This is a genomic window from Paenibacillus sp. Y280, assembly GCF_056786335.1.
Genome location: NZ_JBXCIW010000020.1, coordinates 15,819 through 41,596, shown reverse-complemented (window position 1 = coordinate 41,596; position 25,778 = coordinate 15,819). Strand labels below are relative to the sequence as shown.

At 47.2% G+C, this 25,778-nt stretch carries 28 protein-coding genes; 8 read left to right on the top strand and 20 right to left on the bottom strand.

The features are described from left to right. Positions 1-148: 148 nt before the first annotated feature. Positions 149-727, top strand: a complete 579-nt coding sequence (locus AC1TPC_RS21225; protein ID WP_482068795.1) for a hypothetical protein — start codon at positions 149-151, stop codon at positions 725-727. Between the two features lie 463 nt (positions 728-1,190). Further along, positions 1,191-4,523, top strand: a complete 3,333-nt coding sequence (locus tag AC1TPC_RS21220) for a DEAD/DEAH box helicase (RefSeq protein WP_482068794.1) — start codon at positions 1,191-1,193, stop codon at positions 4,521-4,523. 63 nt (positions 4,524-4,586) lie between these two features. Here the strand turns inward: AC1TPC_RS21220 and AC1TPC_RS21215 are convergent, their stop codons facing one another. Then, positions 4,587-4,979 (bottom strand): winged helix-turn-helix transcriptional regulator, encoded by a 393-nt coding sequence (locus AC1TPC_RS21215; RefSeq protein ID WP_482068793.1) that lies wholly within the window; start codon positions 4,977-4,979, stop codon positions 4,587-4,589. Between the two features lie 114 nt (positions 4,980-5,093). On the opposite strand from AC1TPC_RS21215, the gene AC1TPC_RS21210 reads away from it, so the two are divergent. Beyond that, positions 5,094-6,107, top strand: coding sequence for a zinc-dependent alcohol dehydrogenase family protein (locus AC1TPC_RS21210; RefSeq protein ID WP_482068792.1), 1,014 nt, complete (start codon positions 5,094-5,096; stop codon positions 6,105-6,107). 337 nt (positions 6,108-6,444) lie between these two features. Here the strand turns inward: AC1TPC_RS21210 and AC1TPC_RS21205 are convergent, their stop codons facing one another. Then, positions 6,445-7,002, bottom strand: coding sequence for an NUDIX domain-containing protein (locus tag AC1TPC_RS21205; protein ID WP_482068791.1), 558 nt, complete (start codon positions 7,000-7,002; stop codon positions 6,445-6,447). A gap of 261 nt (positions 7,003-7,263) precedes the next feature. Here AC1TPC_RS21205 and AC1TPC_RS21200 point away from each other — a divergent pair, with 261 nt between their 5' ends. From AC1TPC_RS21200 to lplA, 3 genes are all read left to right on the top strand, one after another. Further along, a complete protein-coding gene (locus AC1TPC_RS21200) occupies positions 7,264-8,241 on the top strand; it encodes a peptidoglycan DD-metalloendopeptidase family protein (protein ID WP_482068790.1) in 978 nt (325 codons plus the stop codon). A gap of 1 nt (position 8,242) precedes the next feature. After that, the gene (locus tag AC1TPC_RS21195) at positions 8,243-8,647 is read left to right on the top strand and encodes a bactofilin family protein (protein WP_482068789.1); all 405 of its coding nucleotides are present in this window, start codon (positions 8,243-8,245) and stop codon (positions 8,645-8,647) included. Positions 8,648-8,775: 128 nt separating this feature from the next. Next, positions 8,776-9,768, top strand: a complete 993-nt coding sequence (gene lplA, locus AC1TPC_RS21190) for a lipoate--protein ligase (protein WP_482068788.1) — start codon at positions 8,776-8,778, stop codon at positions 9,766-9,768. Positions 9,769-9,770: 2 nt separating this feature from the next. On the opposite strand, the gene AC1TPC_RS21185 is transcribed toward lplA, so the two are convergent. Beyond that, positions 9,771-9,911, bottom strand: coding sequence for a hypothetical protein (locus tag AC1TPC_RS21185; protein ID WP_482068787.1), 141 nt, complete (start codon positions 9,909-9,911; stop codon positions 9,771-9,773). A 33-nt stretch (positions 9,912-9,944) separates the two neighbouring features. After that, positions 9,945-12,320 carry an EAL domain-containing protein gene (locus AC1TPC_RS21180; protein ID WP_482068786.1) on the bottom strand — a complete coding sequence of 792 codons (2,376 nt, stop codon included), beginning with the start codon at positions 12,318-12,320 and terminating at the stop codon, positions 9,945-9,947. A 311-nt stretch (positions 12,321-12,631) separates the two neighbouring features. Between AC1TPC_RS21180 and AC1TPC_RS21175 the strand changes: the two genes are divergently transcribed. Beyond that, a complete protein-coding gene (locus AC1TPC_RS21175; RefSeq protein WP_482068785.1) occupies positions 12,632-13,240 on the top strand; it encodes a TetR/AcrR family transcriptional regulator in 609 nt (202 codons plus the stop codon). A 79-nt stretch (positions 13,241-13,319) separates the two neighbouring features. On the opposite strand, the gene AC1TPC_RS21170 is transcribed toward AC1TPC_RS21175, so the two are convergent. The 6 genes from AC1TPC_RS21170 to AC1TPC_RS21145 form a co-directional block, all read right to left on the bottom strand. Further along, entirely contained in the window at positions 13,320-13,565 is a 246-nt protein-coding gene (locus AC1TPC_RS21170) for a DUF3934 family protein (protein WP_482068784.1), read from the bottom strand. A 115-nt stretch (positions 13,566-13,680) separates the two neighbouring features. Then, a complete protein-coding gene (locus AC1TPC_RS21165; RefSeq protein ID WP_482068783.1) occupies positions 13,681-14,448 on the bottom strand; it encodes a sulfotransferase in 768 nt (255 codons plus the stop codon). After that, a complete protein-coding gene (locus tag AC1TPC_RS21160; RefSeq protein WP_482068782.1) occupies positions 14,424-15,452 on the bottom strand; it encodes a glycosyltransferase family 4 protein in 1,029 nt (342 codons plus the stop codon). The genes AC1TPC_RS21165 and AC1TPC_RS21160 overlap by 25 nt, the downstream gene beginning before the upstream one ends. Positions 15,453-15,495: 43 nt before the next feature. After that, positions 15,496-16,110 (bottom strand): adenylyl-sulfate kinase, encoded by a 615-nt coding sequence (gene cysC, locus AC1TPC_RS21155; protein WP_482068781.1) that lies wholly within the window; start codon positions 16,108-16,110, stop codon positions 15,496-15,498. Positions 16,111-16,349: 239 nt separating this feature from the next. Next, positions 16,350-17,402 carry an LLM class flavin-dependent oxidoreductase gene (locus AC1TPC_RS21150; RefSeq protein ID WP_482068780.1) on the bottom strand — a complete coding sequence of 351 codons (1,053 nt, stop codon included), beginning with the start codon at positions 17,400-17,402 and terminating at the stop codon, positions 16,350-16,352. 275 nt (positions 17,403-17,677) lie between these two features. After that, positions 17,678-17,872, bottom strand: a complete 195-nt coding sequence (locus AC1TPC_RS21145) for a hypothetical protein (protein WP_482068779.1) — start codon at positions 17,870-17,872, stop codon at positions 17,678-17,680. Between the two features lie 451 nt (positions 17,873-18,323). Here AC1TPC_RS21145 and AC1TPC_RS21140 point away from each other — a divergent pair, with 451 nt between their 5' ends. Then, positions 18,324-18,950 (top strand): SGNH/GDSL hydrolase family protein, encoded by a 627-nt coding sequence (locus tag AC1TPC_RS21140; RefSeq protein WP_482068778.1) that lies wholly within the window; start codon positions 18,324-18,326, stop codon positions 18,948-18,950. A gap of 56 nt (positions 18,951-19,006) precedes the next feature. On the opposite strand, the gene AC1TPC_RS21135 is transcribed toward AC1TPC_RS21140, so the two are convergent. From AC1TPC_RS21135 to AC1TPC_RS21090, 10 genes are all read right to left on the bottom strand, one after another. Continuing rightward, positions 19,007-19,996: a Gfo/Idh/MocA family protein gene (locus AC1TPC_RS21135; RefSeq protein WP_482068777.1), complete on the bottom strand. Its 990-nt coding sequence runs from the start codon at positions 19,994-19,996 to the stop codon at positions 19,007-19,009. A gap of 42 nt (positions 19,997-20,038) precedes the next feature. Then, entirely contained in the window at positions 20,039-20,677 is a 639-nt protein-coding gene (locus AC1TPC_RS21130; RefSeq protein WP_482068776.1) for a ThuA domain-containing protein, read from the bottom strand. 113 nt (positions 20,678-20,790) lie between these two features. Further along, on the bottom strand, positions 20,791-21,879 hold the full coding sequence (locus tag AC1TPC_RS21125; protein WP_482068775.1) for a low temperature requirement protein A: 1,089 nt from the start codon (positions 21,877-21,879) through the stop codon (positions 20,791-20,793). 156 nt (positions 21,880-22,035) lie between these two features. After that, positions 22,036-22,797 (bottom strand): sugar phosphate isomerase/epimerase family protein, encoded by a 762-nt coding sequence (locus AC1TPC_RS21120; RefSeq protein ID WP_482068774.1) that lies wholly within the window; start codon positions 22,795-22,797, stop codon positions 22,036-22,038. A 996-nt stretch (positions 22,798-23,793) separates the two neighbouring features. Further along, positions 23,794-24,291: a hypothetical protein gene (locus tag AC1TPC_RS21115; RefSeq protein WP_482068773.1), complete on the bottom strand. Its 498-nt coding sequence runs from the start codon at positions 24,289-24,291 to the stop codon at positions 23,794-23,796. A gap of 164 nt (positions 24,292-24,455) precedes the next feature. After that, a complete protein-coding gene (locus tag AC1TPC_RS21110; RefSeq protein WP_482068772.1) occupies positions 24,456-24,677 on the bottom strand; it encodes a DNA ligase LigA-related protein in 222 nt (73 codons plus the stop codon). Next, the gene (locus AC1TPC_RS21105) at positions 24,593-24,832 is read right to left on the bottom strand and encodes a hypothetical protein (protein WP_482068823.1); all 240 of its coding nucleotides are present in this window, start codon (positions 24,830-24,832) and stop codon (positions 24,593-24,595) included. The genes AC1TPC_RS21110 and AC1TPC_RS21105 overlap by 85 nt, the downstream gene beginning before the upstream one ends. Further along, a complete protein-coding gene (locus AC1TPC_RS21100; RefSeq protein WP_482068771.1) occupies positions 24,829-24,987 on the bottom strand; it encodes a hypothetical protein in 159 nt (52 codons plus the stop codon). Before AC1TPC_RS21100 ends, AC1TPC_RS21105 begins: the two co-directional genes overlap by 4 nt. A gap of 102 nt (positions 24,988-25,089) precedes the next feature. Continuing rightward, entirely contained in the window at positions 25,090-25,404 is a 315-nt protein-coding gene (locus tag AC1TPC_RS21095; RefSeq protein ID WP_482068770.1) for a hypothetical protein, read from the bottom strand. A 32-nt stretch (positions 25,405-25,436) separates the two neighbouring features. After that, complete coding sequence (locus AC1TPC_RS21090) at positions 25,437-25,700, bottom strand: hypothetical protein (RefSeq protein WP_482068769.1); 264 nt, start codon at positions 25,698-25,700, stop codon at positions 25,437-25,439. Positions 25,701-25,778 lie beyond the last annotated feature (78 nt).

The following is a 25,778-nucleotide window of genomic DNA, read 5'->3' as shown; positions in this document are numbered from 1 at the left end:
CAGCAGTGGATGCTGGTGATGTGACAAATGGTACAGAGGATTCTCCAGCACATTCCGGAGAGCATTGGATGAAGTCTGGAAACTTTACGCTTACTGCGCCAACAACTACGGATAAAAATCATCTTACTCAAAAATGGGGGAGCTAAAAATGACTAACATCAAAAAAAATGTTTGGTTAGTTGTAGTTTTGGTAGCCATTCTTCTTGTTTTGGCCTATTATATTGCAGATAACAATATCAAAAATGTTGCTACCTCCGAAGCAGAACATGTTATTTTCACAAACGTGGATGAAGCAATTAAATCATCCGATGAAGTCATAGAAGCAACAGCTAGTTCTAATTTCAAAAATGTTGTTGAATATCAAGACGGTTTTCATAGCGGTTATACCCTAAGAGAAGTGAAGGTAAGCAAAGTATTAAATGGAGATTTGGATTCGAAAACTACAGAAATATTAACAATTGCGGAACCAACATATGAAGTTGAAAATGGACTAGTTCCTGGAAAAACCAGGATTTCCTACGAAAAATATACATCGCTTCAACCCGGTGCAAAGTATGTGTTATTTCTAAAATGGAGTGACAGAATAAATGCATATTGGATTAATTCCCTAGAACAAGGTAAAGTTAATGTTGATAAAAAAGATAGCAAAGAATTAGTAACATTTGCTCAAAACGATCAACTAAAAAAGTTAGCAGATAGTGTCTATAAAAAATATGGATACCAGTAGACTATTTATAATGCTATTCGATTTTGAAAATTATTAAGAAAAACCCCTAGCTGGCGGAAGCAGCGTAACCCTCACTCTCTTTTCCAACGTTGCACTTTGTGCAACAAAATTGCATTCATAGCAGGCACTCTACAACTCACATGCAACAGAATGTCCCAACAGCAGGCACTCCGCAACTTACATTGCACTTTGTACAACAGAATCTCTCCAAAGCAGGCACTCTTCTGCCTACGCTGCACTTTGTGCAACAGAATCGTCCTCGCAGTCCCGAATTGATGATTGAGCGGTTATTCTAATGCATTTTTGCAGCGTAGTCTTCTACTTTGTGCTTCATGTGAGGTTTCAGTTGTAGAAACTGCAACGGACGCTTCTCCGATTATGACCTAGCTCCTAAATTCTGATATGATAAGAACTAGCTTATCAATCGGAACAAACGTTTCCGTTTACGGAAAGGAACTAGACCATGAGCCTTCTATTGACCCCGCGTATCATTAAATTGCTTTGCGGCGACACGTTCTATGAGCGCGGCGAAGCTTACTATAGAGATGGTAAAGTAACGATCACGAGCTCTAATCCACAGGCATCAAGCTATGAGGCGATCATATTCGGAGAAGGGCGCTACGAAGTTTCGGTCGATATCGACCGGGATGGAGACGTCGATGCAACCTGCACCTGTCTCGCATTCAGCACCTACGATAAATATTGCAAGCATGTGGCAGCAGCGCTTCTGCAAATCCTCGAGCTCCAGAAGCAAGAGGACAAGCCCGCACGCACTTACCCCTCCCTCCTTCATCCGGAAGATAGGCCATACGGCGAGGAGGAGGAAGAGGATGCCCATCTTCACCCCCGGCATGCTGGACACGCAGGATTGGAAGCTGCAAATACGAAGATTGCCAGCGATATGCTCGGCTTGTTCGGCGGACGGCACCTTCGCGCAAGTCGCAGCCGGGCACTCTTAGATACGAGGACTTCACTCGAAGCTGAGATCACCTGCAAGCTCTACCCCTACGGCTACCGAAAGCATATGTTCGGCATCGAGCTGAAGGTTGGTCCGAAGCGGCTTTATATCGTGCAGCGCATAAGAGAATTTCTGGAAAAGGTGGAGCGCCGGGAGCCGTTCGTTTTCTCAAAGCATTTTACGTATGACCCAGCCATCCACAGCATTCAGCCGGAGAATGATGCGGTGCTCAGGCAGCTCTATCAAATCTATCGGAATGAGGCAATTATTCGCGAAACCTCAACCCGTTCGTTTCTAAGAGAAACCCCAGCCAGCGGTGACCGCATGCTGCTTGTGCCTCCTTTCTCTTGGGGAGCACTGCTCCCTCTGCTCAATGCTGCTCCGACCGTACAGCTCGTTTACGGCAATCGGACGTTTGACGGTATTACGCTAAGCGACGAGGCATTACCTCTGCATTTTGCATTCGATCAAGCGACGAACGACGGCTATCAGCTTGATATTCAAGGCTTAGACCAAATCGTCATCATGGAAGAGTACGAGCTTGTCATTGCCGAGGGCAAGCTGCTTAAGCTTCAGCCGGACTCCTGCAAGCGACTTGCAGAGCTAAAGCATCTGCTCGATACCTCGCGCAAGCCCAAGATCCATATCGCCCCTGAGCAAATGGAGCCTTTTATGGAGAGGGTCGTTCCCAGCCTGATGAAGCTCGGCAGCGTCGGAATCGCAGAGACGATCTCCGACCGCATCCTGCAAACGCAGCTTAAAGCGAAGCTGTATTTAGACCGGGTTAGAGATCGGCTAGTCGCTGGACTAGAGTTCCAATATGGCGATATCGTTATTAATCCGTTAGAGGGCAGCGATAAAAAACGCGGCACCGACCGCATCCTCATGCGTGACGGGGAGCAGGAGAGGCGCATACTGGAGCTTATGGAGCTGGTTCCGTTCGCCAAAACCGAAGGCGGATATTTCATGGAGGACGAGGATTCGGAATACGAATTTCTGCACAACGTCATCCCGCTTCTGGAGAAGCTGCTTGCCGTGTACGCCACCTCCGCCGTGAAGGTGCGCATCGTAACCAAGCATGCGCCGCCTAAGGTGACAGTCAACGTGGATGAGCGCACCGACTGGCTCGAGTTTAAGTTTAGTATGGACGGCATTCCAGACTCGGAAATACGCAGCCTGCTCAAGTCGCTTGAGGTGCAGCGCAAATATCACCGTCTGCCGAACGGCTCGCTGCTGCCGCTTGAGGGCGCAGAATTTCAGGAAATTATTCGTTTCTTAAACGAAGTCGGCTTACGCAAAGGGGATATCGAGGGGGCTGAGTTCCGCATTCCTGCTGTACGAGGCTTGCATCTTATCGACTCGCTTGAGAAGGGAAGCGCCGTGAAGCTCGGCAAATCGTTCCGCCGGCTGCAAGAGAACATGCGGAATCCCGACAATTTGGATTTTTCCGTACCGGAGAGCCTAGCGTCTGTGCTTCGGGATTATCAGAAGTATGGCTATCAATGGATGAAGACGCTGGCACACTATCATTTTGGCGGCATTCTTGCGGATGATATGGGTCTTGGCAAAACGGTGCAGGCAATCGCTTTTATCGTCTCCGTCCTGCCTGACATTCGCGAGCGGGAGCAGCCCGTCTTAATCGTCTCCCCCGCTTCGCTCGTTTACAATTGGCTCAATGAGCTCAAAAAATTCGCCCCCGAGATTCGCGCGGTCATCGCCGACGGCAGCAAATCGGAACGCAGCGGCATATTGAAGGGCAATGCGGAGGCGGATGTGCTCATCACCTCGTACCCTTTGCTTCGCAAGGATATCTTGCAGTATACGAGGCATTGCTTCCATACGCTTATTATGGACGAGGCTCAATACTTCAAAAACCACACGACTCAAACCGCGCAGGCGGTTAAAGCCATTGAGGCAACCTACCGCTTCGCGTTGACCGGAACGCCGGTGGAAAACACGCTTGAGGAGCTATGGTCGATCTTCGGCGCTGTATTCCCTGAGCTATTCCCAAGCAGGCAAGCGTTTAATGAGCTCACTCGCGAAGCTGTTGCAAAGCGAATTCGCCCCTTCCTGCTGCGCAGGCTGAAGAGCGATGTGCTGCAGGAGCTGCCTGAGAAGATCGAATCGATTCAGGCATCCGAGCTGCTGCCGGAGCAGAAGCAGCTGTACGTGGGGTTCCTCGCCAAGCTGCAGCAGGAAACGGTAAAGCATTTAAACGAAGAGGGCTTTCAAAAAAATCGGATTCGGATTTTGGCTGGCATTACGAGGCTTCGCCAGCTCTGCTGCCACCCTGCTCTGTTCGTCGAAGGCTACCAGGGCAGCTCTGCCAAGTTCGAGCAGCTTCTTGAAATTATCGAGGAATGCCAGAGTGCCGGGAAACGGGTTCTCATTTTCTCGCAATTTACTGAGATGCTTGGCCTAATCGGGAGAGAGCTTGGTTATCAAGGCGTGCCTTACTTCTATTTGGACGGACAAACCAAAGCCTCCGAGCGCGTTGAGCTATGCAACCGATTCAATGACGGCGAGCGCGATGTCTTCCTGCTGTCGCTCAAAGCCGGCGGTACCGGGCTGAACCTCACAGGAGCAGACACCGTAATTTTGTACGACCTATGGTGGAACCCTGCCGTCGAGCAGCAGGCAGCAGACCGTGCGCACCGCATCGGGCAGAAAAACGTCGTGCAGGTAATCCGCCTCGTCACACAAGGAACGGTCGAGGACAAGATGTATGAGCTCCAGCAGAAGAAGAAAAATTTGATCGACGAGGTCATTCAGCCAGGGCAGGAGGCATTATCCTCCCTGTCGGAGCAGGAAATCCGAGAGATTCTGATGATCGAATAGGACGCGTCTAATGGCGCAAATAAAAACGGAGGAATCGAATTGATTCCTCCGTTTTTTTGTGCGTTATAGCCCGCCCTCGCTGTTAGCCCGGTCATATTTCTCTCTTGCCTTCTCAACATGCGGATAATGTTCAGCCGTCCACAGCTTCAAATGTGTCATCGTATTTATTAAAGTATCGCCGAGCGGGGTCAAGGAATAATCAACAATTGGCGGCACTGACGGCGTTACGTCGCGTCTGACCAGACCGTCCCTCTCCAGCTGCCGCAGCGTTTGGGTCAGCATTTTTTGCGAGATGCCCTCGATGCGTCTTCTTACTTCTCCGTAGCGCAAGGTGCCGTCTGCTAAAGCATATAGGACCAAAGCCGACCACTTATTTGAAATGATTTCCAGTACTCTGCTGTAGCTGCATGCCGTTATCGAAATATCAGCTTGTTTTACTTGTACCGTATTTGCCATAACTCTCCTCCTTGCGCACCTTAAGGTTCGTAGCGAACGACAAAGTGCCTACTTACTAAATATTAGTATATGTATTAATGTATGTCTACACCTACTAAAAAGGAGAGATTATTCATGAACGTATTTGAAATACAAGATGGCTTTGGACTTGATCACGTAAGGAGGACTGAGCGTCCCGTCCCAGTTCCCGGTGCAAGAGAGGTGCTTATCAAGATGCGGGCTGTTTCGCTCAATTACCGTGATCTTGGCGTCATCGACGGATTTTACAATCCAAACCTGCAGCTGCCTCTTATCCCCGTTTCTGACGGAGTCGGCGAGGTGGTCGGCCTCGGGGAGCAAGCTAACCGCTTCAAGCTAGGCGAGCGGGTTAGCGGAATTTTTACGCAAAGCTGGATTTCCGGTGAGCCGACGCAGGAAGGCTGGGTCAGCACGCTGGGCAATCCGCTGGATGGACTGCTCGCTGAATATGTTGTTTTGAACGAGCAGGGACTCGTTCGTGTTCCTGAGCATTTAAGCGATGTGGAAGCGGCTTCGCTTGCTTGCGCCGGAGTGACCGCATGGCATGCCATCGCGGAGGAAGGCAAGGTCAAATCCGGCGACACGGTGCTCATTCAAGGTACAGGCGGCGTCTCCCTGTTCGCGCTCCAATTTGCAAAGCTTCACGGCGCAACCGTCATCTTAACCTCGAGCAGCGATGATAAGCTGGAGCGCGCCAAAACGCTTGGAGCCGACTTCGGAATCAACTATAGAAGCACGCCGGAATGGGATAAAGCAGTACTTGAGCTGACACATGGCCGAGGCGTTGATCATGTTGTTGACGTTGGCGGCGCAACTACGCTTAATCAATCGTTAGGAGCACTTCGTGTAGGCGGGCAAATTAGTTTGATTGGCATTCTATCCGGGGCAAGCGTGGAAAGCTTTGATATTGTTGCGGCGATAATCAAGAAAGCACGCCTTCAAGCCATTAACGTCGGCAGCCGGGATATGTTCGAGTCTATGAACCGAGCGATTGAACAAAATACGCTTCATCCGGTTATTGACCGTGTATTTCCGTTTGAACAATCGGTCGATGCGCTCCGATACTTGGCGAAGGGAAAGCATTTTGGTAAAGTATGCATCACTTTCTGATATACACTCCTTCTCACCATCGTGCGCTATTTCGCTTATGAATCCCATCCGGAAAGATACTTGCCGTATGCTCATTTACTTTCTCATGCCGGTATTCCTTCCATACGGTCACCTTAATGTTAGCCATTAATTAGCAGTCTCCTGTTCAATCGCAATCCATTTCTCTTCCGAGAATGATTGAACGATGACGCCTGCCATTCAATATTTTAAGCAAGTAAGGAAAATAAACGAATAACCTCCGAGCGAAGCATGCTTGGAGATTATTCGTTAGGTTATTATGCATCGTGATCTATTGTCAAAAAAGAGTCTCACTAATTGATTCTACTTAATGATTGCTTTATGCCCGAAATAATCCGTAGCCGTTTAGTGGAACAACTGGCTCCGTATCCACTTTTAACCCCTCCGAACAAGCATTGAATGCGACATCTACAAGCCACTGCGTAAAGCCTGCAACGTCCATCGACTCAAGCTCCTTCATGGTGAAGAAGCCTGCAGCATCTACTTCCACAAAATCCGGTGTTGGCTCTCCGCTCACATATTCCATCTCGAACGCGACGTAGAGATTATGTATGCTCCTTGGCTGGTCGCGCAGTGCCACTACGTTTTTGACGATAGCTTCTACGCCGCACTCCTCCAGCACCTCTCGCCTAATCGTATCTTGAATCGCTTCCAGCTGCTCAATATATCCGCCTGGATTCGTCCATTTCCCTTTTCCAGGCTCCTGCGCTCTGCGAACGAGCAGAATTTTGTCATCCTTGACGACAAGCGCTCCTACGCCAATGCTATAGTTGCCCCAATGAACAAAGCTGCAGCTCGTGCATGCTCTTCGCATCGCCCCGTCGACATCGCGAGTCTCCAGCTCATCGCCGCATGCCATGCAAAATTTCGCTTCCACCTGTATCACCTCTGTAATAAGCTTTAATCTCATCAGATTATACGAATTATTTATGGCGCTGCATAGTCTGCCTCACCCAGCCACAAGCTTGCCGCCGCGTGCTTATCGCTCCCTCTCCAATGAGATATTCGACACATTCCGACACCCTGATCATGCTAAATATAAAAAATTACCAAATTTCTACTCAAAAATAAAGGACTTTAGTAGGAGAGTGTCGAATGACTCATGTCGGTAAGCTATGGGAAATTTAGGAGGAACGTCATGAATTGGCTCTCAAAAAAGTTCACCTTTGTCATCATACCGGATGCGAATCAATCCGTTCAGCGATTCCGGCTATCCGGTCTCGTTATCATTTTATTGCCGACTGCTATCTTGCTTCTTGCTATTTGTGCCATTTTATTTTTTCTATTGCTGTCACGGCACGCTTCAACAACCGATGTGCTGAAAAATCAGCTCGCGGCATCTTCTCTCCTATATGAGCAGCAGCTGTCCGAGAATGAAAGCCATATATCCGAGCTGCAAACGAATCTCGTACAGCTTTCGGAGCAAGCCCATGCGATGGAAAACAAAATGGTAGAGATCAACGAGCTCGAATCGCAGCTGAAGCAGCTTGTCGGCATCGATACCAAATCTTCCGTCTCCATTTCAAAACTCAGTACGGTGGAAGGCGGACAAGGCGGCGAGGAACTGCCGCTGCCGGAAGAGGCAGGGGAAGCTCTAGTAGTAGAAACAAGCAAGCACTACGCAAATATTTTGCACCAAATGGATACGATGATCCCTCAGCTTCAGGATACCAAAAAGGCGGTAGTGAGCTATCAGAAGATTTTACAAATCACGCCTACGATCTGGCCAACGGATTCACGCAAGGTAACATCCTTGTTCGGCATACGAACAGACCCCTTTACGGGACGAGCTACCTATCATTCGGGCTTTGATATCGGCGGAAATACCGGCGAGCCTATTTATGCCGCAGCGGACGGTATTGTGACTTTGTCAGAGAGAGACCGTATCCATGGCATCAATATAACAATTGATCATGGCAGAGGCATCAGTACCCGTTACCTTCATTTAAGCAAGAAAATCGCAGATGTTCACGATAAGGTGAAGAAAGGCCAAGTCATCGGGGAATTAGGCAGCACGGGCCGGAGCACCGGACCGCATTTGCATTATGAAGTGTTCATCAACGGCAAAAACGTAGATCCCGTTCCATACATTAAAGCAGACAGAAAGGAGCCCTAACATGTTTAAAAATAAAAGCACTAAGCTAAATCCAGATGCCACCGATACACTTGTTGGTGAAGGGTCAACCTTCGAGGGCAAGATCAAATCCGAGGCCAGCATTCGTGTAGATGGTCATGTCATTGGCGACATTGAGTCCGCAGGCCTAGTCACCATCGGTGAAAACGGAAGCGCCCGCTCAACGATTGTCGCCCGCGACCTCATCCTCGCTGGCAAAGTATTCGGCAACGTTGAAGTAAAAGGGACGCTTACGATTCGTGCGACAGGCTCACTTATCGGCAACCTATCGGCTGAGAGCCTGCAGATCGAAGCTGGCGGTGTATTCCAAGGAACGAGTAAAATGTCCTTCAAGGAGACAAGCACTGAATCAGCTGCGGCAACCGTTGCAAAGGCTACATCCGCTTAATTAGCAGAGCACAGAAGCATTCCGCGGGACTACGTCCTCTGGGATGCTTTTTTTTTGATCGGTTTGATAACTAGCTCTTCATGCAGGTATAATTGCCCTTAGGAGCTACTACATAGGAGGAAATAACGATGCGCTTTGTAAGTAATAACGGCATTAACGATCCATCGCTGAATTTGGCGTTAGAGGAATATATATTGCGTTCATTGCCTGACAACGACGACTACCTGCTTTTCTATATCAATGAGCCTTCGATCATCATCGGCAAAAATCAGAACACGGTTGAAGAAATCAACGCAGAGTATGTGGAGAAAAACGGCATTCATGTCGTTCGCAGACTCTCCGGGGGCGGAGCCGTCTATCATGATCTCGGCAATTTAAATTTCAGCTTCATTATGAAGGATGACGGCCAATCCTTCCACAACTTCAAGAAGTTCACCGAGCCCGTTGTGCGTGCGCTGCATAAGCTCGGCGTCGATGCAGAAATGACGGGTCGGAATGATCTTCAGGTCGGCGAGCGTAAAATATCCGGCAACGCGCAGTTCTCGACAAGGGGCAAAATGTTCAGTCATGGAACGCTTCTATTCGATTCCGAAATCGAAAATGTCGTCTCCGCGCTGAAGGTCAATGCTGAAAAATACGTTTCTAAATCAACCAAATCGATCCGCAGCCGTGTCGCTAACATTTCGGAATTTTTGAAGGAGCCGCTGACGGTAGAGCAGTTCCGGCAAAGCTTGCTCCAATCGATCTTCGAGGACTCGGAAGAAATTCCGTTCTACGAGCTAACGGAGCAGGACTGGGCAAACGTACATAAGCTGGCGGATGAGCGATATCGCAGCTGGGAATGGAACTACGGCCGCTCTCCTGCCTTCAATGTGCAGCAGAAGAAACGAATTGAAGGAGCCGGAACGTTTGATGTTCGTCTTCAGGTGGAGGAAGGCGTGATCGTTGGCGCTGCTATATTCGGCGATTTCTTCGGCCGCGGCGATCGCAATGAAGTGGCAGAGCAGCTAATCGGCATACGTTATGATGCCTCCTCGCTGAAGCAGCTCATCGACGGCATCGACTTGCCGTTTTATTTCGGCCCCGTCACGAAAGAACAGTGGATGGAATTGCTCATATAGCTTCACACATAAACAGCCTCCAAGCTTGCGCTTGGGGGCCGTTTGCTGCTTATAACCTTAAAATCTTCTTGCAAGGAGCCTGTTATGGACCAATTAAAGACGATTGGCTCATGAACCGGTGTGGAAACGATCGCATACTTCATGCTGCTGTCCCCTCTCCTTCCCATTCGATTCGCTTAAACCCAGCACTTATCGATTAGCAGCTTATTAAATTCAACGAGCGGAAGCGGCTTATGGTAATAATAGCCCTGCGCCTTGTCGCAGCCCAGCAGCTTCAGCTGCAACAATTGGTCCAACGTTTCTACGCCCTCGGCTACGACCTGCTTTTGCAGGTCATGCCCCATAGACACGATCGTTTTCACAATGGAGATCCCGCCTTGATAGGCGTCCATATCTGTAATAAAGGAGCGGTCTATCTTAATGATAGCGATAGGCAGCTGTCGCAGAACGCTTAAAGAGGAGTAGCCCGTGCCAAAATCGTCAATCGCGATATGAATGCCTAACGCTACAAGCTCATCGAGCATTTTCCGAGCGACATTCAAGTTATTGACAACCATACTCTCCGTTATTTCCAAGCATAGCCGGGCGGGCTCCAAGCTGCTGGTGCGCAAAATCTCCTGCACCTTATCCACGAAATCCGGCTGCATCAACTGTCTCGATGAGACATTGACTGACAGCATAAAATCATTCCAGCCCTGATCCTGCCAAAGCATTCCCTGCTGGCATGCTTCCGCGATAACCCACTGCCCGATTTCATTGATTAATCCGGTCTGCTCCGCAAGCGTAATAAACTCCCCCGGGTGAACCATCCCGAGCTCCTTCGACTGCCAGCGAATAAGCGCTTCTGCACCTATTAATCGTCCGCTTGGCAAATCAATCTGCGGCTGGTAATAAAGCACAAATTCCTTTCGCACAAGCGCCTTGCGCAGATGCTTCTCCAGCTTGACGTCACGCTGAACAAGCACAATCATATCGCTCGTATACAGACGGTACTGATTGCCGCCGCTGTGCTTCGCATTGTACATTGCAATATCAGCTCGCTTGATCAATCCATCCGAGCTGTTATCATCAAACGGATGGATACTGATGCCAATGCTGCCGCCTAAGTAAAAATCCTGTCCTTGCAGCGTTATCGGATGCTGAAACGCCTGATGGATATTTTCGGCAAACGATACGATTTCGTCATACTCCGTAGCATCTCTTATCAAAATAATAAACTCATCGCCGCCAAGCCGGGCGAGCAGATGCTGGTCACTCACGTTGTTCAGCAGCCGCTTGGCTACTTCGTTTAAAGCCTCGTCCCCGTATTGATGCCCAAGCGTGTCGTTAATCAGCTTAAAGCGATCCAGATCGATAAGCATAACGCCAAGCAGCTCTTTTGATGATTTTACCGATTCCAGCGACGCTTCCAGCTCTCTATTGAAATGATAGCGGTTGGGGAGCTTAGTCAGCGCGTCGTGATGTGCCAAAAAGTGAACAAGACGCGCCTCCTCCTTCTGCTGCGTAATGTCGCGAATGACCGCAAGGACAAACCCATCTTCACTCTCGGACATCGTTTCCGTGTCCACCAGTATCGCCCTCTTCTGTCCCTGCCGATCCATAATTGTCAGCTCGCGATTTCTCCAAGCTTCCCTCGGAAAGGACGCCGCATAAGCTTCTTCCACGCCTGTTCGTTCGGACTCAATAATAAACTTGGATAGAGACAGACCTTTAAGCTCCTCCTCATTGGAGAAGCCCAGCAATCGGAGCGCGCCGGGATTCGCTTCCTTCATCATCATATTCTTATCTAGCATAACGATTGCAGCTGGAGACAAATGATAGAGAAGCTCATACTTTTTTTCTGCCGAAGGTAAAAAATCATACCTCATAAATATACGAAGCGATATGCTCCAAATAATCATCGCCAAAAAAATGATCGTATCCGGAATGTAGATGTAAGGAGAAAAGCCAAAAAAGAGCATGATCGCCAGAATGGATGCCAGCTGGTAAAACAGATTCGCCTTAAAAAGTACCTTGTAGCGTTTGCGCTCAACGATAGTTATCGCTTTAGCTCTCGCTATAAAGCTGACTATCAAATTAAATATGGAGAGTAAAAAAATAATTCCCAATATGATATGCATGGCCGGTGCAAAGAGAGCCTGCTTCCAGAACGCCTCCGTTCTAACACCGGTAAATAAAAAGGACTTCCCATTGATAAATAGCAGCAGGCAGTAAAGAATTAGCGGAGCAAAAGCGGCGCCAATGCCGCTTAGGCGGGAAAATCGAAGATATTTGGTCGTCGCTGTAATATGCAGCAAAACACTCATGCTCGATGAAGCGATGCCGACCGGGTAGACCAAATATACCGCTATGGTCAGCGTCTGGTCAGCAGGCAGAAGCTGTTGAACATAATGAAAAAATATCATGAGTGCGAGCAGGCTTGTCGTGATGGCAGCAAGACGGTTCTCAATATGGAGGGGGGCACGTCTTATAATAACCAAGGAAGTATCGACCATGAAGATGACAGGCAGCATGAATAAAAACAGAAGCAGGACGGATTGGTACTCACTCACAGCTTGATGCCTCCTCGCTAAGTATGGATAGAATGGGATATGCGATGCTTCATCAAGTCTCTACTTTGCCTACTGCGCTTTGGCAGTTTCGAATATATAATCATATTTTCACATATTTATCCAAGCCTGTAACCCTATTATAAAACTTTACGCTCGGCAGGACAATCCATATTCCGATGATCTCCATAGTTTAAACCAAACAAAAAAAGAAGCCGCAGATCTGCGGCTTCTAATCATCTAATAACGCTCCGTTTGTGCAGTAACGTACAGACGCAAGCAATTTGTCGATTATTTAATAAGGGATGATTACAATGCCAGAAGACAATATCAAATCAGATCGGCGTATTATACGAAGCAAGGCAGCATTAAAGCAGGCTTTGCTGACGCTTATGTCCCAAAAATCCTTCTCGTCGATATCCATTACCGAAATCGTGGAGCTTGCCGATTATAATCGCGGTACTTTTTATTCCCATTACGAAAATAAGGAAGGGCTGCTCGACGATATATTAAATGAGCTGATTTCGGAGCTGGTAAAATCTTTTCGCGCACCTTACGAAACCTCGGAATTATTCCGTATTGATGAGCTGCCGGCTAACGCCGTCATGATATTTGACCATATTTATCAAAATGCTACTATATATACTGTGCTAATGAGCTCAGAAGTATTATCGGATATTAGAGAGAAGATGTTCCTTGCCTTAAAACAGATTCTACTGGAGGATCTGGACGACTCCGCCTCCGACAGCAGCCTGAACCGCGAGTTTCATGTCATTTATTCGATCCATGCCGTACTCGGCCTCGTATTCCATTGGATTGAAGGCGGCTTAAAATATTCACCGGCCTACATGCAGGATCAATTGGTGCGCATTATCAATTGGCATCCTTCCAGCATCATGATTAATAAAAAAGAACGAAAGTAAGCTCGATCACAATTGAATTTGCCATTAAAAAAAGGCAGTGCGGCTCTATTTGCGAGCTGCACTGCCTTTTTTTGCAAAGCTATTTTTTTCCTTTAACCACGCTGCCGCCTTTAAAAGCAGTGCTGCCCTTAGGCATATTAGCGCTTTTCGCATTAGCTGTGCTGCCTGCACCTGCCGCGCCTTTTTCGCCCTCGGCACCTTTAGCGCCTTGGTTTCTGCCGAACACCTTTTTGGCTAACTTCTTCTTTTCCCCTGCTTGCCAGCGATTCCAGCCCTTCTTGTCCGTGCCTCTGCCGGTTCCGCCCTTGCCCTTTGCGCTGCTCATAACATCACTCCATTATATCTTCTATGCCGAGTTAAATTTCATAAAATGCAGCCAAAGCATCTATCCGAACCTTGATCCTCGTTATCGCTCCTAATCATTATACCATTAATTCCGCTTATAAAATCTTATCGCTTTTGTCCCATTGCTGCTCGTATTGAAAGAGATCCATTCCCTCCTTGCATAAATGGTTGATTTGATCGATTTCCGCCTGCGGGCGGGGGCTTCGTGTACTGTTAAGCTGGATGGACAATACCTGCTGTATCTTGTCTAAGGAAACTAGGGCAAGCTTCGATAATAATTGAAGCGTCGATTCTTTGCGGCCGACTATGTCCTCGAAACGAATCAAGTGAGCATTCGGCAGCTCATCCTCAAGCTCCCGATATTGTTTGGCACGCTCGTTCCAGATCCGTCCAAATTGTTCAACGTCGCCTTCCCAATAAGCGGTCTCGCTTCTCCATATATCAATCGGATTGCGTACAAGCAAAATAATGACGGCATACGGATAACATTTCTGCAGCAGCAAAAGCTCGCGCCTCTCGTATCGAACTTCCTTAAAACCGATTCGGTCATGCGTATCCCGGTATTGGATATACATTTGATTAAACAGCGCTATAACAGCCTGCCGAACGGCATCCTCAATATAGGGTACATCAGGCGTCATATTGGCTGTCCATTGGTTAGGATCGCTGCCATTTTGAAAGAAGGCAAGCTTCTCGTCCTCGCTGTGCATAGAGAAGTGGGAGGCGAGATCCTGAATCCGAATAAACTCAGATACAATCCCCCCATTCTCTCCCCATATCAACGTGTTTTTACGGCTGTTGAACATTCGCTGCACCAGCGTTGATCCCGTCCGCTGCGTCAGAGCGGATATGATGACATCCAATCCAGCTCCCCCTCTTCATTAAAAAGCGCATGTGCAGGCAGCCCCAATTCCGCTTTAGCAGCCAAGTCAGCTATAATATAATCAGGATCGGAGTGAGTCGCTTCATTCCAGTTCATCCACTGCAAGCGACCAAAGCTGGACAGTTGATCTTTTGAAACGTTTTTCAGCTTAATATAAATAAGATTCCCTTGTTTTAAAAGTCGAGTGATCGTTTTTCCTACGCCTTCGCCTTGCGGATACGTTGATAAATAAATGACAACCAACAGACTCTTTTCGCTTGCAATAGGAAGGTTTTGTTTGTCTTTCAGCATCGAATCGATTAATCTCGACCACTGCTGCGACCAGCTTTGTTTGGAAAAGCTTTGCGATACAGCTTCCGCTCTTTGTTTAAATAAGGCCAGTTTGCGGGGACTCTCGATTAAATCGGTAATGGCTTCTTTTAGTGCATAAGCTTGGGGATCGATGATCAAGCCGTTATATTCGTGAATGACGAGATCCGACAATCCGCCGACTCTAGCAGCAATAACAGCATTTCCGCATGACATAGCCTCCAGACATGAAAGGCTTGTTCCTTCGCTGTACAGCGTCGGAATTAAAGAAATATCCGCTTGCTTGTAGGCCTTTGGCATTTCATCGAATGGGAGTGAATAATATTTGATCCTTCCAGGCCATCGGTTTATTTTCATCATAACCATACGAATATCTTCGAGGTCGCCCTGACCGACAAAATGAAAGTCCACATGCGGGTATTTGATAAGAATTTCGTCAATGACTTGCAAGACGAGATGCAGACCTCTCAAATGGTAAAGCCTGCGAGGGTATAATATGACAAGGCGCTCCTCTTGCTTTGCAATATCCTTGCTTGGAGAAAATTCAGCCGGGTCCACGTAATTAGCAATGTCGCAGCCTCTCGCGATTCGCGATGCATTTATAGAAATGGTTAAACTTCGTCTTAGGCACCCCGGCGATGCTGCCGCCAGAACGAAATACGCGCTTGAGCACACGTGGGAACGCCGGGGAGATGCCGTGCAGAGCTTGCTGGAATCGTTACGGCTCAATTGAAAAATGATGATGGTCATCCAAATAGGCAATAATCTGCTTTGCAGATTCAATGATAGATTGTCTGTCAGAGGAAACGAGCAGCTCAGGATTTTGCGGCGGCTCATACGGAGCCGTAATGCCCGTAAATTCGGCGATTCTCCCTTCTCTTGCTTTTTTATATAAACCTTTTGGATCTCTTTCCTCGCATATATCGAGCGGGCAGCTGATGAACACCTCAACAAACTCTCCCTGTTCAAATATGGCTCTTGCCTTCTCTCGGTCGATCCTTAATGGAGAAACTAACGTTACAATCGCAACCATTCCTGCATCAACAAGAAGCTTCGCGGCTTCGGAGGTACGCCTGACGTTCTCGCTTCTGTCCTCCATGCTGAAGCCCAGGTCGTTATTTAAACCGCAGCGCAAATTGTCCCCGTCCAAAATAATCGTGCGGATATTGCGGGCATACAGCTGCTTTTCCACTTCATTGGCGATAGAAGACTTTCCAGAAGCGGATAAGCCTGTAATCCATAACACAAAGCTTCGATGCTTATTCATTTGAAATCGATCATGCCTCGTAATTTCAAACGGGTGGAAGCTTATGTTTTTTGCATTTCCCTCCATTTAAATGCTCCTTTACCTTTACTTTCCTTTTTAATAGTCAGTCGTTTCTAGTTCTATATTCTATGCCGCTGCGGTTTAAGAGGAATGGACTCTTTTTGCTATATTTGCAAATATAGTTATGATCATATGGGCATTATAACGCACGGCATAACAAAAAAAAACCGAAAGCGCTCAGGCTGCTGCCTCCCCGCTCTTTCGGTTTAAACTCATATTTCGTTAATAAAGCATCGGATTATCACTTACACCGTTACCGTGCCGCGATCCCACACGGTGCTCGGAATTTCTCTTCGCAGCACCGGGGCTACCTCCGTGGCAAACCGCTCGACTTGCTCGCGCTGCTCCGCCTCGGTTAAGCCGTCGACACTGATGCTCAGCACTTGATTACCGAACGCCTGATGGTAGTTCAATATTTTCTCAATGACCTGATCCACGCTGCCAACGAGCGAAGGGCCATTTTTTACCGTATCCTCGAGATTTTTAAACGGCGATTGGTTATGCTGTGCTGCGCTCGTCGCTTGGAACGCGTCATAATAAGGGCGGTAACGCTTAATAGCCTCCTCCGTCGTATTCGCTAAATACAAGCTGCCTGCCCCCGAGCCAACAATCGCTTGCTTCGGATCATGTCCATAATAGGCAAGACGCTCACGGTAGTGATCGATAAGCTCCTTGTACTTAGCCTGTGGATGAAAGGAGTTGGAGGAGAAGATCGGTTCGCCGTACCTCGCTGCCAGCTCTGTCGAAAATGTGCTCGATGCGCTTCCATGCCATATTGGAATCGATGGCTGAAACGGTCTGGGCTGCGTCGTTACCTTATCCAGCGCCGGACGATAACGGCCTTCCCACGTTACATCCTCCTCGCTCCACAGCCGCTTAAGGAGTCCGTACCGCTCCGCCAGCGACTCCCATTGCTCTTCCTCCGTTATGCCAAACAGCGGATAATGGCGCGGGTCATTTCCTTTGCCGATAATAAGATCGAGCCGCCCTTCGGACAAATGGTCCAGCGTCGCATAATCTTCGGCCACGCGGACGGGATCAAGCACGCTCAGAACGGTTACGGTAGTCAGCAGTCGAATCCGCGTTGTTCTGGCAGCAATGGCTGTCAAAAGCACCGGCGGCGAGGAAGAAAGAAACGGAGCGCCATGCCTCTCTCCTATTCCATAAGCATCAAAGCCGAGCTCTTCCGCCAATATCGCCTGTTTTAATATATTTTGAAACTTTTGCTGAGGCGTTAACGCTTCCCCAGTCACTGCATTCGGTATATTCATCACCAGACTGAACAAAGCGAACTTCATCCGGGCGCCTCCTCCTTCGATCGCTTCAGCAGCCAAAAACGAAATAATCGGCTGCGTGTTCAACTTTTAATGAAGCTATAGTAGCATAGCGCGAATCCGCCCGACAACACTTTTCAAACTATTCCGATAATCATACTATTCTATATCCATATAAAAAATTTCAATGCGAGAAGCAAGAAGCAACAAAAAGGACTCTAAATCATTAAAACTAAACGATCATTAGTTTTAATGACATTTAGAATCCGATGTGAACATTACACAACACGGCTCGCCTCTCAATACGCATGCATCGTTTCACTCATAACTTTCCAAACGATGCTTTTATGACGCTCAGCTCTCATGACGATGTCCTTCAAAGCGTTTAGCGCTTCATCAGCCTGCACCCGAAATTGCTCATCGCCAAAAAGCATGTGTAGTCTCATATAGTCATTATATTCATCCAGCCATTCATTGAAGTAAGAAGAGGTCATATCTATCACTCCCTTATTTCGATTATTGATCCAGAACATTAAGCTTTAATGAGAATAAAATGAAGCTAGTCATTCTAGTTGATTCCTTGTTTTCTATTATAGTCTATTATTTAAATTTTCAGAATATTCCTACTATGATTAACAAATAATTAACAATGGATTTGCGCCCCTTCTTCCGAACATTCCTCTATCTTCTATTAAATAGGAAAAAGAAGAAAAATAAAATAGAAATTTCACTCATGATTATTTCCTATTTTAAATCAACTGCACCATTTTTACTACTAAAATGACCGAATTAAGCTTCATATCAATAAACTCCCATTCTTTCATATTGACCAGACAGTTATTTCCTATGTATTATGATGCTGACGAAGTGATGACTCTCGCAGACATCCCCCTTCAGAATAGGTATGAAAGCTTATCTTAAGTTGATATTATTGGAGGTTTAAAGATGACATTAATCGAACAAAACGCAGTTGTTTTATTTCAAGGGGACAGCATTACCGATGCGGGCCGTGAGCGGACTGACGGGGCTAATCTCGGTTCCGGGTATGCCAATCTCGTAACGTCTTTGTTTACGAACAAGTATCCTGAGAAGCAAGCTGCGTTTCTGAACAGAGGCATTTCCGGCGACCGTGTCGTCGACCTGGAGCGGAGATGGGAAGAGGATTGCCTCAATTTGAAGCCGACTTGGCTGTCCATCTATGTAGGCATTAATGATACATGGCGCCGTTATGACCGCGATACTCCGCTAAGCACAGAGGAATATTATGCGACTTATCGGAGATTGCTAAGTAGAGCAAAGGAGCAGCTTAACGCAGGCCTTATTCTAGTAGAGCCCTTTGTGCTGCCGGTGAATGAGAGCCAGAAGCAGTGGCGCGAGGATCTTGATCCGAAAATTCAAGTCGTTCGCGAGCTGGCAGGAGAATTCAAAACGCTGTACGTTCCGCTTGATGGCTTATTTGCCCAAGCTGCTGCACAGACTGGCGCTGCCTATTGGGCTCCAGATGGCGTTCACCCATCGCCTGCCGGCGCTGCCCTTATCGCAAACGCATGGCTGCAAGCTGTTAAAGCGTAAATGGAATGAGGAGCAGGACGCCATGGCATCCTGCTCCTCTTCTTAGGTTCTGCTTTCTATTCGTCAGCCGGATAACGCAGTCCCCACTGCTTCCTAATCGTATCCAAGGTCGTCATAATGGCCAGCGTCTCATCCAATGGAATGACAGCGCTCTCCAGTCTTCCTTCGCGCAGTGCATTCATCGCTTCCTCCGCTTCGAATTTGTAGCCCTCGGCAAGGCGGTCATCGATGAACGACTCAGGCTCTGCACCCTTCGCATGAAGAGTGGCCGATTTGCCAAATAAGAAGTTTGGCACGTGAATGTAGCCTTTTGTGCCATAAATATAGGCATCATTAACCATGCCAAGCTGAACCGCTCCGTTTAGCGCAGCGGTGCTTCCACCCTCATATTCAAACAATAACGAGAACTGCTCATCTACGCCGGTCTCTCCAATTCGGGCGCTGCTCATCACTTTTGTCGGTTCTGAGCCGTATATTAATGAGGCAAAGGAAATCGGATAAATACCAGCGTCCAGAAGAGCTCCACCTCCTTGCGCAGGATCAAGCAGGCGGCTCTGCGGCGCCCAGCCGATATCAAAGCCAAAGTCCGCTTTCAAGAGACGCACCTCGCCAATTTTATCGTCAGCTATCCACTCCATAACTTTAAGAATAGGCGGCAAGAACCGCGTCCACATCGCTTCCATGAGAAACACCCGTTTTTCCCTCGCTAGCTCGATCATTTCCTTCGCTTCCGCCGCATTCATCGTGAAGGGCTTCTCGCAAATGACCGCTTTTCCCCCGTGCAGCAGAGCAAGCACATTCTCCTTATGTACCGGATGCAAAGTGCCTACATAAACGATATCAACCTCAGCATCTTGAGCTAGCTCTTCTACGCTGCCATACGCCCGAGGAATGTTATATTCCTTCGCGAAGTTCTCAGCCTTCTCTAGATTTCTTCCTCCTACCGCGACCAGCTCTGCGCCCTCAGCATAAGCCAAGTCCTTGACAAACTTAGAAGAAATCCATCCAGGACCAAAAATCCCCCATTTAATCGGTTGAATTGACATGTATTCATTCACTCCTCTAATTTAAAATGATAGCATCTGTTCTTACTGCTTGCCTCCGGCACACCATTGCAGCGCTTGCTCGATCATCGTCTGATATTCAGGCTGCTGGAACACCTGCAGAAAATGTCCCGGCGTAAGGACGCACACGCGTCCTGCCCCCTGCTCTCTTAGCCAGCCAGCAGGCTGCACGCTATGCTCCGACTTTGAAGTCATAATGATTTGAATGCGCTCCTCTATGACTTCCATATGATAATGCTCATCGTGTACTGCGAAAACATCCGTATCCGCGCTGCCCCAAAGCGTGCTGCTCGTATAGGCCATAGTGACTGAACCCGCTTGCGGATGATGCTGGAACACTCCGCCTACAAGCTCGAAGAAGACAGGCTCGTTACGGTATCCTACTGTGCCTGCATGAAGAACAAGAAGACCTTTTCCATGCTCGACATAGCTCTGGAACTGCTGCTGGATGTCCTCCGTCAGCCATGGCGTCTTATCGGACGCCGAGGTATGATTGGCTTTTGCCAGAATAATAACATCCTGCTGCTCCATCCACGTAGAAGACCACTCTGATGCATGCTGGATATATTCAAACTCGATGCCTTGCTTGCTTAGCGGCTCCAAGCCTGCCGCTATCGTTTTCCCTGGATGCCAACAGTCATCGCAAATGACGCCAACCTTCATCTTCACAACTCCTTTGTCTCTATTAAGTGCCTTACTAGAATTATAAACGTTTGAGCAGCGTATAGCCTATCAAATATTGGAAAGAAACCATGATATTAGTTGACGCTGCAAACTTAAGCGGTTGTTCTGGCGAATATGATAAAGAAGAGCATGATTTCACCCAAAATCATATGGGGGGACGCTGTCATAAATAAATTCAAGGTGAACATCGCGCCAAGCAAAACCGTTAACAGCAGCATAGCTTTAAAGGTTGGTTTAAGATGCTTGAAACGATAACGGTACAGGACAAACATAACTGACCAGAAATATAGCAGTACTGAGCCAAAAGTAAAACTTAACATAAATAAGTAGTTTAATTGGTCAAGGAATAAGAGCTGGATCGAGGCTGCAATCATGCTTAGCGAAAAATAGATGAACAAATGTCCGTAAATAATGGTCTGCCCCGCTGTCCGCTTCGTTTTATCGACTCTCTTCTCCACATTCTCAAAGTACTGCCACCATATGCCTATAACTAATACAAAAGCTAATGCGGCAAAAAGGATAGAAGAGCCCGTTAATTCATCTGCTTGCAGCACAGAAAGCATGCTTACGACGGATTCTCCGAGCAAAATCAATGTGAAAAGAGCAAATCGTTCCAACAGATGTGCGGTATGTATAGGTGTTTTGACTAATTGTTTACGGCCAATTAACGGAACGAGAATATCAACAGCAATGCCTGCATATAGGATGGCATACCGAATCCATGAGTCAAAGAAGACAGAAAAGCAAGATACCGCAATGCCGAGCCAGAAATAGGTTCCAAAGAAACGAGCCGTTTCCTGCTTATCGGCAGCCTCGGTCCTTTGCGTAATTGCATATTGAATGGCAGTCAATATTCTTGAGCCGATATACCCCACAAAAAAAGGCACATAATAAGCGTCAAAATCCACGTTTAGACTAGCCGTCATAATTAAAACAAAAAACAATTGAAGGATCATAAAAATCCGATGCGTTGTAATGTCGCGGCCAAACCGATTGTTGAATACCGTTTGCCCGACCCAAGCCCACCAGATCGGAACAAAGATAAGAACGAATTTAGAGAGATGCTCGAGCGATATCATCCCGTGCTCGACATGCAATAAAACATGGGTAGCTTTAGAAATTGCCGCTACAAACAATAAATCATAAAACAGCTCCAGCCATGTGACCTTTTTTTCATGCATCGGTATAAAGGCTCCTTCCCAAATATATCTCAAATTTAATTATCTTAATTTAAAGATATATTTTTTCATTGTTATTGTCAATGTATTTTTCAAAGAAAATCAGATGCATGACTGCATCTGATTTTCTCGAAAGCAAGAACTGCGCTTCCATTCCAGTTAAATCAATTGCTTTAAATACTGAAGGCTGATCGCCAAGCTCTCAAACGGATCACGTCTGCATACGTCCTGCTCGACCACGAACCATTCCACACCCGTTTCTCGGCATGCTTCAATTATCGCTTTGAAATTCAAGTTGCCCTGTCCGATTTCCGCAAACACCTGCTGACGGTCGATAATTTCCAAATCCTTCAGATGAACGACTCCCATTCGGCCCTTCACCTGATGAATCGCCTCAACCGGATTCACGCCGCCTACGTGCACCCAATAGGTATCCAGCTCGAAGCCAAATGCAGACGGATCACTCTCTTCCCGCAATATATCCATTCCCGTTCTGCCGTCAAACTTTTGATATTCAAACTGATGATTGTGATAAATAAATTGCAGGTCATGCTCCTTCAGCTTTTTCCCGATATCAGAGGCTTTCTGGGCAAAGACAGCATAACCTTCCGCGCTAGTGCGGTATTCTTCCGGGATCGAGCCTAATCCAACATAGGTGCAATTCCACAGCTTATGCTTTTGAACCGTATTGTCAAAGTCGTCCACTAAGGAATCAAAGCTGACATGCGTAGCGCAAATCCGCAGCCCCGCAGCATCTGCCAGTTCCTTTACCTTCACCGGGGCAATCGGGCCAATGCCGGATACCTGAACCGCTTCATAGCCTATTTCCTTCACCTTGCGCAGCGTCTGCTCCAAATCGGCTTCCGTCTTGCAGTAGTCACGCAGCGTATAAAGCTGAGCTGCAATTGTAGAAAAATTCATATATTCGCCGCCTTCTTATCATAATGTGATTGGTTAACTAATGACTCAGCTTAATTGTAGCACCTTATATGAAAGCGCTACTTTACTGAGGTTAACGAACCATGGGCCGCGAATTGATTATAATTGACCAAATTGTTTATTTGCAGCGGTAAGGTTATCCTTCCAAGGTCGGCAGTACTATGCTGATTAACGGAACATTTACGACAACCTTTGAAATCACCGATACGGGTGCACCCAGCCTTAATACGAATTATTTTCTGACGGGAGCAGCAGTACTGCCTCAGGCTTTAGTGTTATTCTGGATGGCGAGCCTAACCTCATTACTAATTTTAATAACCCGTTGATCACCGAGATCCATTTCTGTGTAGAAGTTATTGGCCCTGACATCCTTTAATATTATTGTTCCTCTAAAATCGAGTAGGCCTATGCGCATGCGCATAGGCCCCTCTCAGATCCGGACGTGCGGGTCATCGCATCCGGCTCCTCCAGTGATTATCCCCTCTGGGGATGAAGTTCTTTGTAAATCGCAAGAAGACTACATAGACCGATTTCTCCAAACCACTTATTTGGAATTGCATATTGGGCATAGGTAGAATGCGAACTTCTCCACGCTGTCATGCGTAGCCCCGGCATTTCCTTGTTGTCCCATCCTCTTCTCCGCATTTCTCGATGGACTCGCATCGGCAACCTCATGCCGATTCATCTGTCTTTGCGGCCTTTCTGGCAGACTTACTCACTACTATCCCTACGTCTGACTTCTCACCATTCATAGCCTCGCCTTGATCCTCACGATCTCGGGTTCAGTTACCGCTTTTAGCGGAAACGATGAGAGCTCCGCACCTATCCTCACGGACTACGCACTACGTGTCAGCTATGTCTTCCGCCATCTCGCGGTGTACTGGAGACTTTCACTCCTTAGTTGATTGCGCTGCCAAGCGCACAAAAAACCGCCTCCGGTATCTGTTTCGATACCGGAGACGGTTCTATTACCTTATATTAGTCCAGTTCAGATTGTGCTTCGGCCAACCGAACGCTAATCGTCCCGTTTAACTTCTGCCCGTCACCTGTTGTTACACTAACTTTTCTCGTTCCAGATGCCTTGTTATAATTCTTAATTGTAACACTTGAGTTGGCTGCCACTTCAAATTCACCATGAATAGTGCCTGCCGTATCTTTAATGAGAATATTATACTTCACGTTGTTGTTATTTTTAATATAAATTCGATACCAACCAAAAGTGGAAGTTGTTTTATAATCCACAGCTTGTGAACCATTCGATGCCGTTAATCCTTCATTATCAATTGGAAGATACGTAGAAAATGGAACTATGTCACCCGGCGCGGGTGCATTAATAACAGCTACCGTTCCGTCAGTTGGCTGCACGGAAACGACAGGAGCCGGAATGGAAAAATCACTAGCATTAACTAGAGGTAACGCTGCCAAAGAAAGCGCCATTGCAGTAGACAAGCAAGTTACCAAAAACTTTTTCTTCAAAATAGTTCCTCCTAAAATTTTGTCGATAAGATATTTGTCGATTTTGTCCATAATACCTCGAAAAAACAAGGACAACATATATATTCCTAATAATACCATATTAGAAGAATTATGCTATTATCGAAAATGATATATTTATTTTCATAATTCGACATTCTACATCATCATTCTTTCTTATTCTCAAATATCTTGTGAAGAAAGATCGCTTTTTGTAACTCGTTCGGGTCTTCAATCGGTAGGTCGAAACCCGTCGTCGCGTCGAACGATCGGAAGGCTTTCAACAGGAACGGTACAGCTTCGCTTACTTCCGGGTGTTCACGTTGCAGCTCGACCAATTCATACGCCCAAGCGTCAAACTGGCGATCGGAAATAATAGTTTTGTCCATTCGGTAATATAACGTTGCCTAATAGTTATTAGTTGCCAAATTTCTTCTTCTATTTTCACGCCCCGGTTCATAGAGTTATGATCTCGGAAGGCTTTCGTCTTTTCGGCTTCTAACGTTTCAATCAGCGCGTCGATTAATTCGATTGCATCGTTCATATGTGTGATTCCCCGGCGAACAGATTGAAGAATGTTTGACGCTTCAAATACTCGAACGTGCGCGTCAGCTTCGCCAATGGGTGACTAGCGACCTTATTCGGATATTCAACGCCCGCCGCGTTCTTGTGACCGCCGCCTTGATGGATCTTCGCCAATTCCGCAACGTCGTAATCCCCCCGGCTACCCCCGGCTTCGCATCGAAACCTTTCCGGTATTTGCGTCGATCAAAGCGATCGCCCGAAGGTTCATACGGTTCATTATCTCATGTGCGGCTTCGGACGTGTAGCAGTCAGCGAATCCGATTCCGATACGTTCGTTGTTACTTCCGCTATACACGGTAATTCCCTTTTCGACGTGCTTGATATAACGATCTTTGCTTTCGTCGTCCAGTTCCAGAAGCAAACGCTCGGCAGCGTTAAATTCAACTTTTGGGTCATGATAGAAACGTAGAATGACGTCAGCAGCGTTCCCGAAGCTTCAACGTCCACAAACGCCAAATCGTAGCGGTTACGCGCTTCGGCGGTCTTGTGATGGTCAAGTAATAGGACGATACCACCTTTCATCGTGTACATTTCCAGACGTTCCGCCGTGCGATCGTCAACGCTTATGTCGGTAATGATATCGTCGGAAGGTCGCAATCGTCCCAACGGGCGTCAATGTTATTCAAGACGCGGTTGACCTTCTCGTTCACGTCGTTATAATTGCAAGAATAGGTTTCTTCGTGGAATCCGAATTTAGCCTTATACAGTACCGCGCAGCCTATCCCGTCAAGGTCGTTATGTGTGAAAAGAATCGTATCCCGTCCGAAGTCGAACGTTTCTTGTTCAAGCACCGATTTGAAGTTTTCTTTATGCGTAAATGCGGTCAACCCCTTATGTTTGATACGCCTTATGTCGCTAAGAAAAATCCAATTGTGACATACAAAATAAAAAAGTCCTTCCTAAAC